The organism is Kitasatospora cystarginea (assembly GCF_039533515.1).
GTDB classification, from domain to species: Bacteria; Actinomycetota; Actinomycetes; order Streptomycetales; family Streptomycetaceae; genus Kitasatospora; species Kitasatospora cystarginea.
The window spans coordinates 97920-113773 of record NZ_BAAATR010000009.1; the positions used below are offsets into that span (position 1 = coordinate 97920).

The 15854-nt window shown below is 71.7% G+C and carries 16 protein-coding genes; 8 read left to right on the top strand and 8 right to left on the bottom strand.

Features of this window, described 5'->3' with window-relative positions; translation table 11 throughout:
- Nucleotides 1–196 precede the first annotated feature (196 nt).
- From ABD369_RS12835 to ABD369_RS12845, 3 genes are all read right to left on the bottom strand, one after another.
- Nucleotides 197–607, bottom strand: coding sequence for an ATP-binding protein (locus ABD369_RS12835; protein WP_344636465.1), 411 nt, complete (start codon nt 605–607; stop codon nt 197–199).
- Between the two features lie 548 nt (nt 608–1155).
- A complete protein-coding gene (locus ABD369_RS12840; protein ID WP_344636466.1) occupies nt 1156–1614 on the bottom strand; it encodes a MarR family winged helix-turn-helix transcriptional regulator in 459 nt (152 codons plus the stop codon).
- A 108-nt stretch (nt 1615–1722) separates the two neighbouring features.
- The gene (locus tag ABD369_RS12845) at nt 1723–2700 is read right to left on the bottom strand and encodes a quinone oxidoreductase family protein (protein ID WP_344636467.1); all 978 of its coding nucleotides are present in this window, start codon (nt 2698–2700) and stop codon (nt 1723–1725) included.
- Nucleotides 2701–2997: 297 nt separating this feature from the next.
- Between ABD369_RS12845 and ureA the strand changes: the two genes are divergently transcribed.
- The 3 genes from ureA to ABD369_RS12860 all read left to right on the top strand — a co-directional run bounded on the left by ureA (nt 2998) and on the right by ABD369_RS12860 (nt 6625).
- Nucleotides 2998–3708: an urease subunit gamma gene (gene ureA / locus ABD369_RS12850; protein ID WP_344636468.1), complete on the top strand. Its 711-nt coding sequence runs from the start codon at nt 2998–3000 to the stop codon at nt 3706–3708.
- Nucleotides 3709–3799: 91 nt separating this feature from the next.
- Nucleotides 3800–5524: an urease subunit alpha gene (locus ABD369_RS12855; protein ID WP_344636469.1), complete on the top strand. Its 1725-nt coding sequence runs from the start codon at nt 3800–3802 to the stop codon at nt 5522–5524.
- A gap of 63 nt (nt 5525–5587) precedes the next feature.
- Complete coding sequence (locus ABD369_RS12860) at nt 5588–6625, top strand: agmatine deiminase family protein (RefSeq protein WP_344636470.1); 1038 nt, start codon at nt 5588–5590, stop codon at nt 6623–6625.
- 633 nt (nt 6626–7258) lie between these two features.
- Here the strand turns inward: ABD369_RS12860 and ABD369_RS12865 are convergent.
- Together ABD369_RS12865 and ABD369_RS12870 are read right to left on the bottom strand one after the other, a co-directional pair.
- Entirely contained in the window at nt 7259–7417 is a 159-nt protein-coding gene (locus tag ABD369_RS12865; RefSeq protein ID WP_344636471.1) for a hypothetical protein, read from the bottom strand.
- Nucleotides 7417–7680 (bottom strand): DUF7848 domain-containing protein, encoded by a 264-nt coding sequence (locus ABD369_RS12870; protein WP_344636472.1) that lies wholly within the window; start codon nt 7678–7680, stop codon nt 7417–7419. The genes ABD369_RS12865 and ABD369_RS12870 overlap by 1 nt, the downstream gene beginning before the upstream one ends.
- 202 nt (nt 7681–7882) lie before the next feature.
- Here ABD369_RS12870 and ABD369_RS12875 point away from each other — a divergent pair, with 202 nt between their 5' ends.
- Entirely contained in the window at nt 7883–8575 is a 693-nt protein-coding gene (locus ABD369_RS12875) for an NsdA family TPR-like regulatory protein (protein ID WP_486327244.1), read from the top strand.
- A 406-nt stretch (nt 8576–8981) separates the two neighbouring features.
- Here the strand turns inward: ABD369_RS12875 and ABD369_RS12880 are convergent, their stop codons facing one another.
- Both ABD369_RS12880 and ABD369_RS12885 read right to left on the bottom strand, forming a co-directional pair.
- Complete coding sequence (locus ABD369_RS12880) at nt 8982–9242, bottom strand: DUF7848 domain-containing protein (protein ID WP_344636473.1); 261 nt, start codon at nt 9240–9242, stop codon at nt 8982–8984.
- A 377-nt stretch (nt 9243–9619) separates the two neighbouring features.
- Nucleotides 9620–10099, bottom strand: coding sequence for a nuclear transport factor 2 family protein (locus ABD369_RS12885; protein WP_344636474.1), 480 nt, complete (start codon nt 10097–10099; stop codon nt 9620–9622).
- 576 nt (nt 10100–10675) lie between these two features.
- Between ABD369_RS12885 and ABD369_RS12890 the strand changes: the two genes are divergently transcribed.
- Nucleotides 10676–11311, top strand: a complete 636-nt coding sequence (locus tag ABD369_RS12890; RefSeq protein ID WP_344636475.1) for a TetR/AcrR family transcriptional regulator — start codon at nt 10676–10678, stop codon at nt 11309–11311.
- A 68-nt stretch (nt 11312–11379) separates the two neighbouring features.
- Here ABD369_RS12890 and ABD369_RS12895 read toward each other — a convergent pair whose 3' ends face one another.
- On the bottom strand, nt 11380–12705 hold the full coding sequence (locus tag ABD369_RS12895; RefSeq protein WP_344636476.1) for a protein phosphatase 2C domain-containing protein: 1326 nt from the start codon (nt 12703–12705) through the stop codon (nt 11380–11382).
- Nucleotides 12706–13670: 965 nt separating this feature from the next.
- Between ABD369_RS12895 and ABD369_RS12900 the strand changes: the two genes are divergently transcribed.
- From ABD369_RS12900 to ABD369_RS12910, 3 genes are all read left to right on the top strand, one after another.
- On the top strand, nt 13671–14204 hold the full coding sequence (locus tag ABD369_RS12900) for a hypothetical protein (protein ID WP_344636477.1): 534 nt from the start codon (nt 13671–13673) through the stop codon (nt 14202–14204).
- Between the two features lie 113 nt (nt 14205–14317).
- Nucleotides 14318–14998: a thioredoxin-like domain-containing protein gene (locus ABD369_RS12905; RefSeq protein WP_344636478.1), complete on the top strand. Its 681-nt coding sequence runs from the start codon at nt 14318–14320 to the stop codon at nt 14996–14998.
- Nucleotides 14999–15135: 137 nt separating this feature from the next.
- Nucleotides 15136–15756, top strand: a complete 621-nt coding sequence (locus ABD369_RS12910) for a DUF305 domain-containing protein (RefSeq protein ID WP_425557603.1) — start codon at nt 15136–15138, stop codon at nt 15754–15756.
- Nucleotides 15757–15854 lie beyond the last annotated feature (98 nt).

The window sequence follows — 15854 nt, forward strand, 5'->3', positions numbered from 1 at the left end:
GCGGTACTACGAAGGTGCAGGCCCTGCGTACGCACAGGCCCTATGGGCGCGCAGACCCTACGAAGGTGCGTCTACGCAGGTGCGGGCATCCACGCAGGTGCCGAGTCGGCCGCACCTGCAGCCGGTCGCACGGAGCTCCGCGCCCGGATCGCTCGCCCTCGCCCCCGCGGATCGCTGCCCGGCCTAGAGCGGCCGGTCAAGGAGTGGCGAGTTCGAACCAGGTGACCTTGCCGTCTCCCCGCAGCTGCACGCCCCAGTCGTCGGCGAGCGCCTCCACCAACAGCAGACCCCGGCCCGAGGTGGCGAACTCGGCCGGGGTCCGGCGGCCCGGCAACCGGGCGGTACCGTCCTGGACCTCGATGCGCAGCCGCCGCTCCGAGGTCTCGGACGTGAGGACGGCGTCGAAGACCGCTCCTCTGCCGGTGTGCACCAGCGCGTTGGTGACCAGCTCGGAGGTGAGCAGCTCCGCGGTGTCGGCGAGCTCCGGCACCCCCCAGCGGTTCAGCGCGGCGCGCAGCCGGTGCCGTACCGCGCTGACCGCGACCAGATCGGCCGGGTCCAGTGCGGCGTGCAGCCTGCGGTGCAGGGCGCAGCCCGGCTCGTGCACCGGCGGCAGGTTCTCGCCGCTCCTTGCGACGGGTGTGACCGTGTCACTGCTCGAAGCCGTCCGCTGGCGCGGAAACCTCGCCTGACCATCCATCACCGTACGCCCCCACTTTGTCCGGACGGCCGGCCACCGCGTCCCCCATCGGTCGGTCCGTCCAACGTTCTGCCGACCATCCTCATGCCCAGTCATCGACGTTCGCAACAGTGCGTAGGCGGTCACATGGTGTGAAAGCGGAGCTCGGAGGCTCCCGAGTGATCCTTTTCAGGGCCTGTCGGAGGTTTGCGCGCGCCGCACACGGTTCTCGACCACCGTTCGGTTCGCTGGAAAGCCGCTTCCGCGAGCGGCCGATTGAGCACCATCCCCCCGATCCGTCACCACTCCGACGACCTGGGCGTCACCACTTATTTCACCGCAGGATCGTCACCGCTTAACCGGTGGAGGCATGACGCTCCGGCGGCGCGAACGTCACCACGCCGGTGTCGAGCGTGGGCCCCGGCGACGTCCAGATGGGTGACGGCCACTCTACCGGGCCCCGGCAGGTGCTTCATTCACTTGTGCAGTACGGAAGTTACCCGTCGGAGAAAGCCACGGAAGAGGTCACGTTCGGACTCGTCGAAGGCCGTCCAGAGCGCAGACTCGATCCCGACCGCGCGAGCGTCGGCCTCTGCCACCACTGCCCGGCCGGCCTCGCTGAGCCTGGTCACCAGGACCTTCCCGTGCAGTTCGGAGGGTTCACGCTCGATCAGCCCCTTGGCCTCCAGATTGGCCAGCACGCCCGCCATGGTCTGCGGTGTGACGGCCGCCCCGCGCGCCAGTTGGGCACCCGACATCTCGGGCCGCTCGGTCAGCTGCAGTAGCACGGCGTACTGCGGGACGGTCAGGTCGAGTTCGCGCAGTGCGTCGGCCTTGGCCGCCATCATGGCCTGCTCGGCCTGCTTGATCGCGAGCCCGAGGCGCAGCTGGGCGCCCTGAGGTCCGGCGAGCAGTTCGGCGGGGTCGGTGGTCATGGGCCGCAGCCTCTCCTCAGCTTGCGCTCGCTTCCGCCGGTGCCGACTGCGGCACCGGTCGGGGCCCGGACGGGCCCCGACCAGTATCGCCGCCCGGGCCGGGGAGGTTCAGCGCACCCGCAGCACGTACTTGCCGATCGCCGTGCGGCCCTCCAGCCTGCGGTGCGCCTCGGCGACGCCGTCCCAGCCGATCTCCTCGACGTCCAGCAGCAGGGTGCCGTCGGCGACCAGGCGCAGGCCCTCCTCCAGGTGCGCGCGCAGCAGGTCGGGGCGGCGCCCCAGGACGCCGCCGAGGTTGTAGCCGGCGAGCGTGAAGCTCTCGTACCAGACCTGGTTGGCGTCCATCGTGATGTCCCGGTCGGCGGCGTTGCCGATCACCACGTGCCGGCCGAACACCGCGAGCAGCCCCCTGACCTGCTCGCGCGGCTCACCTCCGACCGAGTCGATCACCACGTCGTACCCCTGCCCGTCGGTCAACTCATCGATCTTCGCGGCGAGTTCGCCGTAGGTCAGGGCGTGGTCGTAGCCCGCCCGGACCGCCCGGGCGGCACGCTCCGGGGTGCTCGCGGCGCCGACCACCAGGGCGGCGCCCAGGGTGCGGGCGAGCCGGCCGAGCAGCAGACCCAGGGCGCCCGAGGCGCCGAGGACCAGGACCCGGTCCCCCTTCTCGACCCGGGCCGCGCTGCGCAGGGTGCCGACGGCGGTGGCCGCGTTGCAGGCCGCACCGGCGGCCAACGCCGGGTCGAGACCGGCGAGTTCGCCCTCCAGCGGGATGGTGGTGACGGCGCTCGCGATGACCCGCTCGGCGTTGCCGCCGAAGCCCGTCGGCACCGCCACCACCGGCTGGCCGACCCGCAGCGCAGTGACGCCCGGGCCGAGCTCGGCGACCGTACCGGCCACCTCCAGCCCCGGGACGGCGGGCAGCGGCAGCGGGAACTGGCCGCGCCGGAACATCACGTCGGCGAAGTGGACACCCGCATGGCTGACGTCGATGGCGACCTCGCCCTCTCCCGGCCGCGGGGCCGGCACCTCGGCGATCTCCAGGACCTCGGGGCCACCAGTACGGGTGTAACGGACAGCGCGCACGGCTGCGCTCCTCACGACTCGGACGTACTCGACCCTGCAGGGGTCGGTTTACAAGGCGCCTCTTCATGATTGCAAGGCACCTTGTTTATATCAGGCCCCTGATATTCATGGGTAGCCGAATACTCGATTGCGACATCCGGCGCGCCGATCGCCCCGCCACGGGCAACGCTGGACATGGCGGCCCGGCCCGGGTTCAATGACCGGAGAGCTGTTTGAACGACGTTCTAACCAGTCCGAGAACCCCCACCCCGACCGCCCCTGACACCGGCTCCACCGGCATCCCGCGAGCGAGGAACCGTGCGACTGACCCCCACCGAACGGGACCGGCTGCTGATCTTCACAGCGGCCGAACTGGCCCGCGCCCGGCGCGCCCGAGGCGTCCGCCTCAACGTCCCCGAGGCCACCGCCCTGATCGCCGACACCGTCTGCGAGGCGGCCCGCGACGGCCTCCGGCTCGCCGAGGCCATCGAGGCCGGCCGCAGTGTGCTCACCGCCGACGACGTGCTGCCGGGCGTCCCGGACGTGGTGACCGTCATCCAGGTCGAGGCCGTGTTCGACGACGGCACCCGCCTCGCGGTGGTCAACGATCCGTTCAAGGGCGCGGGCTCGCTCGGCGAGGAGGCACCCGGCACCACCCTGCTCGGCGAGGGCAGGGGCTACGACCCGATCGAGGAGACGGTCGTGCTGCTGGTGCACAACACCTCACCGGTGCCGATCTCCGTCACCTCGCACTTCCACTTCTTCGAGGCCAACCCGCGCCTGGCCTTCGATCGGGAGGCCGCCTACGGCACCCACCTCGCGGTACCGGCGGGCTCCTCCGTCCGCTTCGACGCGGGCGCCACCGTGGAAGTCGGCCTGGTCCCGATCGGCGGCGAGCGCGTCGCCATCGGCTTCGCCGGCCTGGTCGACGGCCCGCTGGACGCCCCCGGCGCCCGCGAGGCCGCCCTCGCCAAGGCCCGTGCCACCGGCTACCTGACCAAGTTCGACGACGCGGAGATCGAGTCGTGACCGCGATCACCCCCCACGACGCAGCCGCCCCGCGGGGGACGACCCCCGCAACCCCAGCCCGAACCCCGCACGACTGCCCGGAGGCGGGAGCATGACCGCGATCACTCCGCACGACTACATCTCCGTCCACGGCCCCCGCGCGGGCGACCGGATCCGCCTCGGCGACAGCGGTCTGATCATCCGGGTGGAGTCCGACTCGCAGGCGCCCGGCGAGGAGTTCCTGGCCGGCTTCGGCAAGACCGCGCGCGACGGACTGCACCTCAAGGCCGCCGCCGTCCGCGACACCTGCGACGTGGTGATCAGCAATGTGCTGGTGATCGACGCGGTCCAGGGCATCCGCAAGACCTCGATCGGCATCCGGGACGGCCGGATCGTCTCGATCGGCCGGGCGGGCAACCCCGACACCCTCGACGGCGTCGAGGTGGTCGTCGGCACCGGCACCACGATCGTCTCCGGTGAGGGGATGATCGCCACCGCCGGCGCCATCGACACCCACGTCCACCTGCTGTCCCCGCGGATCATGGAGGCCTCGCTGGCCTCCGGAGTGACCACGATCATCGGCCAGGAGTTCGGCCCGGTCTGGGGCGTCGGGGTCAACTCCCCCTGGGCGCTGCGGCACGCCTTCAACGCCTTCGACGCCTGGCCGGTCAACATCGGCTTCCTGGGCCGCGGTTCGTCCTCCGACGCCGCCCCGCTCGTCGAGGCGCTGGCCGAGGGCGGCGCCTCCGGCTTCAAGGTGCACGAGGACATGGGCGCACACACCCGCGCCCTGGACACCGCGCTGCGGGTCGCCGAGGAGTACGACGTCCAGGTCGCCCTGCACACCGACGGGTTGAACGAGTGCCTGTCGGTCGAGGACACCCTCGCCGTGCTGGAGGGCCGCACCATCCACGCCTTCCACATCGAGGGCTGCGGCGGCGGACACGTCCCCAACGTGCTGAAGATGGCCGGCGTCGAGAACGTGATCGGCTCCTCCACCAACCCGACCCTGCCGTTCGGCCGGGACGCACTGGGCGAGCACTTCGACATGATCGTCTCCGCCCACGACCTGAAGGTCGACCTGCCCGGCGACGCCAAGATGGCCCGCGACCGCATCCGGGCCGGCACGATGGGCGCCGAGGACGTGCTGCACGACCTCGGGGTCATCGGCATCACCTCCTCCGACGCCCAGGGCATGGGCCGGGCCGGAGAGACGGTGCGCCGCACCTTCGCGATGGCCGGCAAGATGAAGGCCGAACTCGGCCCGCTGGACGGCACCGGCTCGTACGGCACCAGCGCGAGCGGCGACGACAACGAGCGCGTGCTGCGCTACATCGCCAAGCTCACCATCAACCCCGCCATCGCGCACGGCCTCGCCCACGAGGTCGGCTCGCTGGAGGTCGGCAAGCTGGCGGACATCGTGCTCTGGCGACCCGACCACTTCGGCGCCAAGCCGCAGCTGGTACTCAAGGCCGGGTTCCCCGCGTACGGAGTGGTCGGCGACCCCAACGCCTCCACCGACCGCTGCGAACCCCTGGTACTGGGACCGCAGTTCGGCGCCCACGGCGCCACGGCCGCGGACATCTCGGTCGCCTTCGTCGCCCAGGCCGCGGCCGAGGCCTCCTACCTGGACGTCGCCGCCGACCAACTCCCCACCCGCAGGCGGCGCGTGGGCGTCCGGAACACCCGCGGCATCGGTCCGCGCGACATGGTCCGCAACGCCCGGATCGGCCGTGTCGACGTCGAGGCCGACACCGGACTGGTCTCCCTGGACGGCTCGCCGCTGCGCTCCGCACCCGCCGACAGCGTCTCGCTGAGCCGCCTGTACTTCCTCTGACCCCGCCGAATCCCCCGAACCCCCGATTCCCCCACACCGCCGCGGACTTAGGACATCCCCCTGATGACGACTCCCGCTTCCCTCGGTTTCCGGATGCCCGCCGAGTGGCACCCCCACGAGCGCACCTGGATGGCGTTCCCGACCGCCAACCAGACCTTCGACACCCCGGAGCACCTGCACGCCGGCCGTGAGGCCTGGGCCAAGGTCGCCAACACCATCGTCCGGTACGAGCCGGTCACGATGATCGTCAACATCGGCGAGGCCGAGGCCGCCCGCCGCTACGTCTCCGCCGAGGTCGAGCTGGTCGAGCGCCCGCTGGACGACGCCTGGATGCGCGACATCGGCCCCACCTTCCTGATCGACGGCAAGGGAGAAGTCGCCGCCACCGACTGGGTGTTCAACGGCTGGGGCGCACAGTCCTGGGCCAGCTGGGACAACGACCAGCACATCGCCGAGAAGATCACCGAACTGACCGGTGTCCGGCGCTTCGTCTCGAAGCTGATCAACGAGGGCGGCGGCATCCACGTCGACGGCGAGGGCACCGTCCTGGTGACCGAGACCGTCCAGCTCGGCGAAGGTCGCAACTTCGACTGGACCAAGGAGGCCGTCGAGGCCGAGCTGCACGCCCAACTCGGCACCACCAAGGCCATCTGGGTCCCGCGCGGACTCACCCGCGACTACGACGAGTTCGGCACCCGCGGCCACATCGACATCGTCGCCTCCTTCGTCCGCCCGGGCGTCGTACTCGCCCACGTCCAGCCCGACCCCGCCCACCCCGACCACGAGGTCTGCAAGGAGATCCTCACCGTCCTGCGCACCTCCACCGACGCCGCCGGCCGCCAGCTGGAGGTCATCGAACTCCCCGCCCCCACCGTCCTGACCGACGAGGACGGCGAGCCGGTCGACTACTCCTACATCAACCACTACGTCGCCAACGGCGCCGTCATCCTCTGCGGCTTCAACGACCCCCGCGACCAGGTCGCCGCCTCGATCCTCGGCGACGCCTACCCCGACCGCAAGGTCGAACTGGTCGACGCCCGCGAGATCTTCGCCAACGGCGGCGGCATCCACTGCATCACGCAGCAGCAGCCGAAGGGCTGACGCCGTTCGAGGCCATGGCGCTGACCTAGGGATTTACATCGAACGGACCTGGGAGGAGCTAGCAGCTCCTAGCAAGATCTAGCAGCTGCCGTGAGCCGGTGAGAGCACACGGCCGGTTCGTCCGGTGCCCCGGCCGGCCGCTTCGGGGGTGTGCGGCTGGCCGGGGCTGGTCCCGCTGTGCCGGTGTGCTGACGGGGCTGCAGCGGGAGTCTGGGGTCCTGCTAGCTCTTCGGGGGATCGTTTGGCGGGAGCGGCGGGGGCGGGGTGCTCGGCCCGGGCGGAGGCGACGGCGGGCTGCCGGGTGCCGGGGGACTGCTCGGCGGGCGCTGTGGGTTCATAGCTTGCTCCTCCTCGGTCGGATCTTCAGGTCCGTGGAACGGGAGACGTGGGCCCTTTCCGGGGCCGCGGGTTCCGCGTCGTCCACCAGGCCAGGACGGGCCTTTGGCGCCAAGCGGCGGTGTGCGACTCATCTGCAACAACCTCTCTGTAGCCCGCACTGAGTCTGGCGCTGGACCGGCGTACGGGCGAGTTACCCCCGCCCTGCCGACCGGTCGGCAGGGCGGGAGGGTGCGCACGGGCCCAGCCACATGGAAGGGAGGAGCCGCCGGAACGCGCGGGTCTGCGACTGGGGACTCAGTGCCGCCGGGCGGACACGAGCAGGAGGGTGGCCAGGCCGGCGATGCAGCCGCTGGACAGCACGTAGGCCACCATCGAGGCGATCGGGTCCGGGAGTCCGCGGCGCCGGCGCTCGGCGACCTCGCGGTACTCGGCCTGCAACTCGTCGGCGGGCATCACGACGGCTCTTCCTGCGGAACCATGAGCCAGGGTGTGACCGCGACGTGGGCGTACGACCGGTGCTCCTGCTGCACCTTGAGGTGATCGAACGGCCACTTCTGTGCCGTCGCGAAGGCCTCGTGGACGGGCCCTTCGGCGCCGCACGGCTTGCCGTCCTCGTCCTCGCCGAGGCACCGGTACAGGTGCTGGATCGGGGGCGCGTCCGGCTCGCGGCCCAGCGTCAGGGTCCAGTCGAGGAAGCGGAAGAGTTTGCGGGGCATGCTGCTCTCTCAAGGGCGGTGGAAGATGTTCAGCTGCACGTCGCCCTCAGCGCGGGACCGGAGGGAGGTGGGTGACCGTACGCGGAGCCTGGTCACGCGCGCGGAAGCCGAAGCTGATGAGGACGACGCTCTCCCCGGCGCTGAGGGGCGTCCGGCCGTGCGGCGTGAGCGCGCCGTCGAACACGACGCAGTCTCCCGGTGGATGGCGATGTACGAGACCGCGCACGGCCTCGGGCAGAGCTACTACCTACGAGCGCTCGAAATGGCGGCTGCAGCTGGTGACCACATCACCTACTGCCGGACCCTGCGCGGGATGGCGTTGCAAGCCTCCAGCCTTGGGCACGGTCCGAAGGCGCTGGAGCTGGCCGACAGCGCCGCCGAGGCTGCCCCGGCCGCCGGCCCGCGTCTGACAGCGTTCCTGCGCGGCCAGCAGGCCCACGGGGCAGCGATGGTGAAGGACCAGCGGCAGGCGTTCGCCCGCCTGCGCGAGACCGAAGACGCCCTGTCGAGGGCCGACGGTCGGAATGACGCCGTAGGCGGCTACGACCAGGCGGCATACCACTTCCACGTATCCCACGTGCCGTGGGAGCTCGGAGACCAGGCCGGTTCGGTCAGGGCGCTTCGCGCGTCGAACCGGGCCCGACCGACGAACGAGAAGCAGGGCAGGGTGCACGCGAACGGGCTGCTCGCGCGCCGCCAGATGAAGATGCGGCACGTCGAAGCTGCTGCGGAGACGTGGAACGCATTCCTCGACGACTACGTGACGATCAGCTCGGCCCGGGGAGATGAACACTTCCGGACGCTCCGGCCTGAGATCGCCCCGTACGCGGGCCTGCGAGCGGTGCAGCAGCTCGACCAGCGGGCGGCCGAGGTGGCGCGCTTGAAGGCAGCCTGAGCGAAACAAAAGCCCCCACAGCGGAGGCTGTTCTCAACGTACCAGCCGACACGAAGTTGGCTACCGGTTCCGAAGAAGCTGGACCAGTGCAAAACGCAGGTCGCCCCCGCCCGGCCGGAGCCGAGCGGGGGCAGCGTGTTCAGGGGCGCACGAGGGCGACGGCAGAGACGACCAGGGCACCGAGACCGGTCAGCACAGCAACTGCCACCAGCGGCCAACGACCCCGCTCCAGCCAGTCGCGCGCTGGGCCGGTCACGCCATTGTGCCTACGTGGCCGCAGCGGGCGTTCGGCATCCCGTCCCGCCCCGGGCCCCTGGGGCGGGACGGTCACCCGAAACCGGCCGACCTGGAGCGCGAGCAGCTCGGCCGCTGAGAAGGCACGTCGAGCCCCCTAGGCCGGGGTCTCTCAGTTGGGCTCCTCCCCCGGCACCATGAGCCAGGGCGTGATCGCCACATGGGTGTAACTACGGTGCTCCTGCTGCTCCTTGATGTGCTCGAACGGCCACTTCTGCGCGGTCTCGAAGTCCTCGCAGACCGGCCCCTCGGCGCCGCACGGCTTGCCGTCCTCGTCCTCCCCCAGGCAGCGGTACATGTGGAGGATCGGGGGCGCGTCCGGCTCGCGGTCGGGCGTCAGGGTCCAGTCAACGAATCGGAACAGCTTGCGCATGCTGCCTGTCTCTCAAACGGGTCATTGGCGTGCCCATACGGACTTGAGTAACTCGACCATCGGTTGCACCTAGGGGATTAAAAGCGGATGAAAACTCATATTTCTTTTAGATCAAGGTAGTTGGATGCACGAAGCCGCACAACGGGATGTCCATCGGTGCACGGACTTGATCAACAGCCGAGCAGTGCGAGCAGTTGCTCCGCCTTGCCTCGCCGCACGCCGCCGCTCCGATCACCCGTGCAGCACGCGGTCGATTCGGCATGCTCCGGCGCACGCCACGAACCGGCCGGTCCACTCCGCAGGCATTCGGGAGCGGACCGGCACTTCCTGAGCCCCACGAGCCAGGTCCGCCCTGCCTGTCAGCCGCCGGCCAGCGGTCACGCCTGGAGCGCTGCGGCCGTCCCGTCGAGTTGGGCGGCCACGCCGGTCAGCCGGCCCATCGTGTGCGCGACACCGAGGCCGTCCATGTAGTCGCGGGCGTGCACGATCTGGCCGTTGCGGATTCTGAGCACCAGAAGGCCGGGGAGGCTGAAGGGGCGGCCGGTTGTGGCCAGCGTCCCGAGGACGATCTGCTCGGTGACGATCACCTCGCCGTCGGCACTCTCGTGCACGGCGACCTCGCGAACTTCGGTCGGCTGCGCGGGGCTCGCTCCCCAGGCTGCCCGGTAGCCGGCCCGGATCTCCTCCCGGCCCTGGTAGCTGTCGGGCATGCCCGGGAAGAGGAACGGGAATTCGTGGACGGCGTCGAGGGCGTACAACTCGGCCAGAGCGTCGGCGGACTTGTCGACTATCGCCTGCCGAAAGCGGGTCAGGACCTCGCGGGGCCCCGGGGCGGTCGAGTCGTTCGGATTCGGCATGGTGGTTGAGCTCCAGTTCGGTGCGGTCGGCTCTGGACATCCACCGTATCGCTGACCTTTCACCTGCATAACCTAACTCCATTGCGGCCGACCGGAGTTCTGCCACGGACATGACCGCGACCGTGCCCGGCCGGCCCCGCTCCGCCGCTACCGGTCCGGCTGAAGGGATACGGCGCGTCCTATGTCGACGGGCACTCCGCAACCGGTCAGTGCTGCTCAGGGCGGTAGGTACCGACGAACCGGCCGACTGTCCCGTGGGAGTCGCGGCCACGGCCGGGCGGCGAGCGCAGGTCGGCAGGGGCCATGGGCGGCGACATCCCCTGCGGGCGCACGTCAACCGCGACGCACCTCAACTCATCCTTGAGAGCGCGTTTCCACCGGTACCGTTGATCACCGCCGGCGACCGTGCGACGGCGAAGTGGGTGCCGTGTTCGCGCGGTCGGGCAGCTCTGACGGCACACCATCCCGGACGAGCCCCGAACCGCGTCGGCCCCGGCCCCGGCCAACCAGGGCCCGAGGTCGTCGAAGCCTTATCGTGGAAGGCCGGTCGGAGCGGGTCAGGAGGAGGAAGAGCAGATGGCGCAGGCACGGGCGCGCCGGGCTGCGCGGCCGCGCGAGGAGGTGTTCGCCGCCGCTCGGGCCGCGATCGCGGAACACGGTGTCGCCAAGCTGACGATGGCCGGGCTCGGCAAACAGCTCCAGATGAGCGCCGGGCACCTCCTCTACTACTTCGGCAGCAAGGACCAGTTGTTGCTGGAGACCCTGCGCTGGAGCGAGGAGCAACTGGGCGTACGCCGCCGCGCCGCGCTGGAGCGCGGCGGCGGTCAAGGCGGTGGTGGCGAGAGCGCCGGCGGTGACGTGTGGGCGCGGCTCGCGGCGTACACGGAGCTGTACCTGCCCGAAGGGCCCGGGGATCCGCGCTGGATCCTCTGGGTCGAGGTGTGGGGGCGTTCACCGTCGAGCGCTGAGATCCGGCAGGGACAGCTGGAGATCGAGGCGCCCTGGCAGGCCGACCTGGTCGCGCTGATCGAGGAGGGCGTGGCGGAAGGCGAGTTCACGGCAGGCGGGGCGCACGACCGGGCCGTCCAGATCCGCGCGCTGCTGGACGGTTTCTCGGTGCCGATCGCGATCGGGCTCCCGGGGGCGAGCCGGGACGAGGCCGCCGCACAGGTCATGTCCGTCACGGCGGCGTTGCTGGGGCCGAAGCGCTGAGCCCGCGCTGAGCCCGCGCTGGGCCCGCGCTGAACCAGCGCCGGGGCTGCCGCCCGGCTGCTCCGTCCCTACTCCGTCCAGAGGGCGGCCGCCGTACGGTCGTCGGTGTAGCCCTTGGCACGCACCTGGACCTGGCGGAGGAAGTCGACCGTTCCCGGCGGGTGTGGGTGGGCCCAGTGGCTCGACAGGAAGCGTGCTACGGCTGGTTCCTCGGCGATCGGTTCGGCCAGACCCGGTGAGCAGAGCAGCAGGATGTCGCCCGGGGTGGCCGGGACGAGCCTGAAACGGAACGGGCGCGGGGGCGCCACCGAGGGCGGCGGTACGGGCTGGCTGCCGTCGGGGTGGTGCAGCAGCCTGGCTCCGTACGCGTCGATCCAGTGGCCGGAGCGCAGCAGGTAGAGGCCGCCCGGTCCGGTACCGAACGCGGCCCGGTGGGTGGCCTCCGGGTCCAGCGAGAGCAGCAGGCAGTGCAGCGATCCGGCGGTGTGCGGGGCTGCCGGGCCGGCGGGGGCAGCGGCTCCGGAGTCCACCGCGGCGGCCGGCCCGGCTGACGGCTCGCCGGCTCGGAGCGGCGCGGCCGCACGGGCGGTGAGGCGCTGCAGGCCGTACCGGAGGCGATCGCGGGCACCGGTCCGGAGGTCGGCGGCGAGTTCGGGCCGACTGCGGCCGATCGCGGCGGCGAGCTGACGGCATGCCTCGGCCGCTGCCGCCGCGGACTGCGGCCGCCCACGACCGGGCGCGGCGAGTACCGCCAGCAGCAGGCCCTCCTCGCCCTCGCCGAAACGGGTGACCAGGAGCGAGTCCCGCCGGGGTTCGCCCCGGTAGCGGCCGGAGTCCCCGCGTGCGGAGACGGCCCGAAGCGTCGCCGGGCCGTACTGCGCGCCCTCGATGACCGTGTCCGGGGCGAGGGCGGCGAGGCCGTCCGGCTCCGCAACGGGCAGGGTGGTCGGCTCGGGCCCGTAGGTGGGCGGGCGCTCGCCGATGTGCGGGACGGGGTACGGCTGTTGGTGCTGGGAGGCCGTGCGCGGGGACGGCCGTCGCGGGGACGGCGGTCGGGGCGCGGACTCACCGGTTTCGGCGGCTTCGGCGGCTTCGCCGGTTCCGCCGGTTCCGCCGGTTCCGCCGGTTCCGCCGGTTCCGGTGACCTTGGCGGCCGGGGTGGCAGCGGAGGCCGGTGCCGAAACGGCGGACGGTTCGGGCCGGGGAGCGTGTTCCTTCGGTGCTTCCGACATGCCCGGCGCCTGCGGTGCGTCCGGCCGGTTTGGTACGGCCGGCTTCTGCGGCCCGGCCGGTGGCTCGGGCGCGGCCGGGGCATCGCGTTCACCGGCGGGCTTGACCAGGCTGGGCGGCTCAGGCGTGGGCTGCTTCCCGGCGGCCACCACCGTGGCGGGCACAGGTCCGGATTCTGCCCCGGGCCCGGGCTCGCACTCGGCCTTAGGCCCTGGCGCCGCCGAAGGCCCTGGATCGGCCGAAGGCCTTGGCTCGGGCACGATCACAGGCTCACGTCCGGCCGAAGGCTCGCACTCAGCCTCGGGTTCGCGCTCGGCCGCAGACGCGGGCGCGGGCTCGGCCGCAGACGCGGGCGCAGGCTCGGCCGCAGACGCGGGCGCAGGCTCGGACGCGGACTCGGTCTCAGCAGCAGGCTCCTGAGGTGACTGCGGCGCAGCGCGGTTCGCACCGATCACGCCGGCAGCCGTGTCGAACCAGTCGTCGACGCTGACCTCGGCCGGAACCGGGCGCCCGCTCCCCGGCGGTCCCTCGGGCGGCTCCAGGGAGTCGGCCGAGCCCGGCCGACCGCTGTGGTCCGCCGCCGAGGGGGCCTGTTCGCGGTTCCTGCCCCTGCCCCGTAGGTCGTGCGTACCGCCCGCAGCCGAATCGCCCGCTCGCTGGGCGCCCACCCTCGGGGCCCCGGCTCGCCGCACGCCGATCATCCCCACCACCATGTCGAACCAGTCGTCGACGCTGCCCTCGTCCGCGGTGGCGCCGGGGGTGTCCGGCAGGGTGCCCGCCGGGCCCGCGTACACCATGTGCCACCAGCCGTCGTCCGGCTGGTGGTGCGGGGGTGCGCCCTGGTCGCTCATCTGGCGGCTCCTCGTCCATGTACTGCCGTCTGCCGAGCGGGCTGGGGTGCCGAACTCGACGTCATTGTCCCCAACGAGAACGACGCTGTCCGGGAATCGTGGACAACCGGTCACCCGGTGGGGGCAGCATTCCGGCCACCGATGCGCCCGATCGGTCCCGACCTGGCCGGAACTGCCCGGACCGGGGAGGATTCGGTACCGAATGCGGGCCACGAAGCCGAAAAATGAAGGCCTGCAAGGGGCATCGCTTCGCTCGTTCGGCTGATTAATATGTGCGCATGACCGCGCCGGGAGCCACCGCACCGCAGCCGGGGAGGGCCAGCACCGCGGGCCGCCCGGCGGGCGCGCTGTTGGTCCTGCTACTGGTCGGTCTGCTGGCCGTGCTGCCCTGCGCGGGCCGTGCCCAGGCCGCGCCGGCGAAGCCCGGGCAAAGCCCGGCCACCACCGTGACCGCGGCGCTGCCCGACCCCTCGGCCGCCACCGCACACAGCGCCGCACCGGCCACCCGCGCGAGCGGCACCCACGGGCACGGCGTCACCACCCGCACCCTGTACGGCCTGCCGCTCGACGGCGGCCTGCCGCTGACCTGGTGCTCGGTCGACGGTGATCATCCGGTGCCCGGCAGTGGCTGCTCCAGCCACCCGTTCTGCGCCCAGGAGTCCCAGCTGCCGAACGCGCCGCCGCAGCCGGCGGCCGCCGTGCCGAACCAGCCGCTCTCACCCGAGGCGCCGCCCCGCCCGGCCGCGCCCACCGCGCCGACCGGGCTCGACCACGCGCCCGACCTGCACGTGCTTCAGGTCCAGCGGTCCTGAGCGGAACCCACCGTCGGCCCGCACCGCCCCCGCGGACGGCCGACGGCTCCGCCATCCCCTCCACACCGCATACCGCCGTGCCCTGACACGCGGCGGGGACAAGGACACTTCCCATGGGTTCCGCATCGAAGCAGTCGAACAAGCCGGGCAAGGACCAGGCCACGGCTGGCAAGCCCGGGGTGGCCGACCGACGGGCTCGGATCGCCGAGCTCCGGGCCGCGGAGCAGCGCCGCGACCGCCGCAACAAGTTCGTGGCGATCGGCGCGGCGAGCGTGCTGGTCGCCGGGATGATCGGCGTCGGCGCCTGGGTCGCGCTGGACGCCAAGTCGAAGCAGGACGCCAAGGACACGGCCGCGAAGGCCCCGATCCCGGGCGTGAAGACCTACGACAAGCTGTCCCGCAACCATGTGGAGACCAAGGTCAACTACCCGCAGACCCCGCCGGTCGGCGGCGACCACAACCCGGTCTGGGCCAACTGCATGGGCACGGTCTACGACAAGCCGCTCGCGAACGAGAACGCGGTGCACTCGCTGGAGCACGGCGCGGTCTGGGTCACCTACAACGCCAAGGCCACCCCTGACGACCTCAAGACGCTGTCGGCCAAGGTGAAGGCGACCCCGTACTCGCTGATGAGCCCGTACCCGGACGAGAAGGGCACCATCACGCTGACGGCCTGGGGCACCCAGCTGGTCCTGGACAGCGCCAAGGACCCGCGTGTGGACGAGTTCTTCACCAAGTACGTGCAGGGCCCGCAGACCCAGGAGCCGGGCGCGTCGTGCAGTACCGCCCAGTGACCGGTGGTGAGGGCGTGGCCGGGAACGTGACCGTGGACGATCCGCACCCGAAGAAGGCGGTGGAGGCCGTGGAATCCGTGGACGCGGCGGAGACGATCGAGCACATCGAGGAATTGGCGAAGCCGCGCAGGCGACGGATGTGGTGGCCGGCCGCGCTGGCCGCCGCCGTGGCCCTCGGGCTGGGGATCCCGGCGCTGATGGCCGGCGGTTCGACCGCGGCGGGGACGGTGGCGTCCGCGCCGTCGACCGAATCGCCCGAGGCCGGGTTCGCCCGGGACATGGCGACGCACCACCAGCAGGCGATCGACATGTCGTTCATCGTCCGGGACCGCACCCAGGACCCCGCGGTCCGCAACCTGGCGTTCGACATCATCAACACCCAGGCCAACCAGCGCGGAATGCTGATGGGTTGGCTCGACCAGTGGGGGCTGGCCCAGAGCTCGGCCGCCCCGCCGATGGCGTGGATGAAGATGGACCACCCCTACCCGGCGCACGACGGTTCGCTGATGCCTGGCATGGCCACCAACGTCGAACTGGACAGACTGCGCGGGCTCAGCGGGCGGGACGCCGAGGTGTACTACCTCCAGTTGATGATCGAGCACCACAAGGGCGGGGTCGCGATGGCCCAGGGCTATGTCGACCTCAGCACCAACCCGGTGGAGAAGCGGCTCGCCCAGACCATGGTCAACGGGCAGCGCTCCGAGATCGACCTGATCACCGGCATGCTCGCGGAGCGCGGCGCCAAGCCGCTCTCCTGACGGGCGATCGGACGACCTGCCGAGCGGGACGGGGTGTGGTGGACCGGCCGGTTCACCACACCCCGTCCTGCTCGGCGTGCGGATTACCTCTCGGAGAG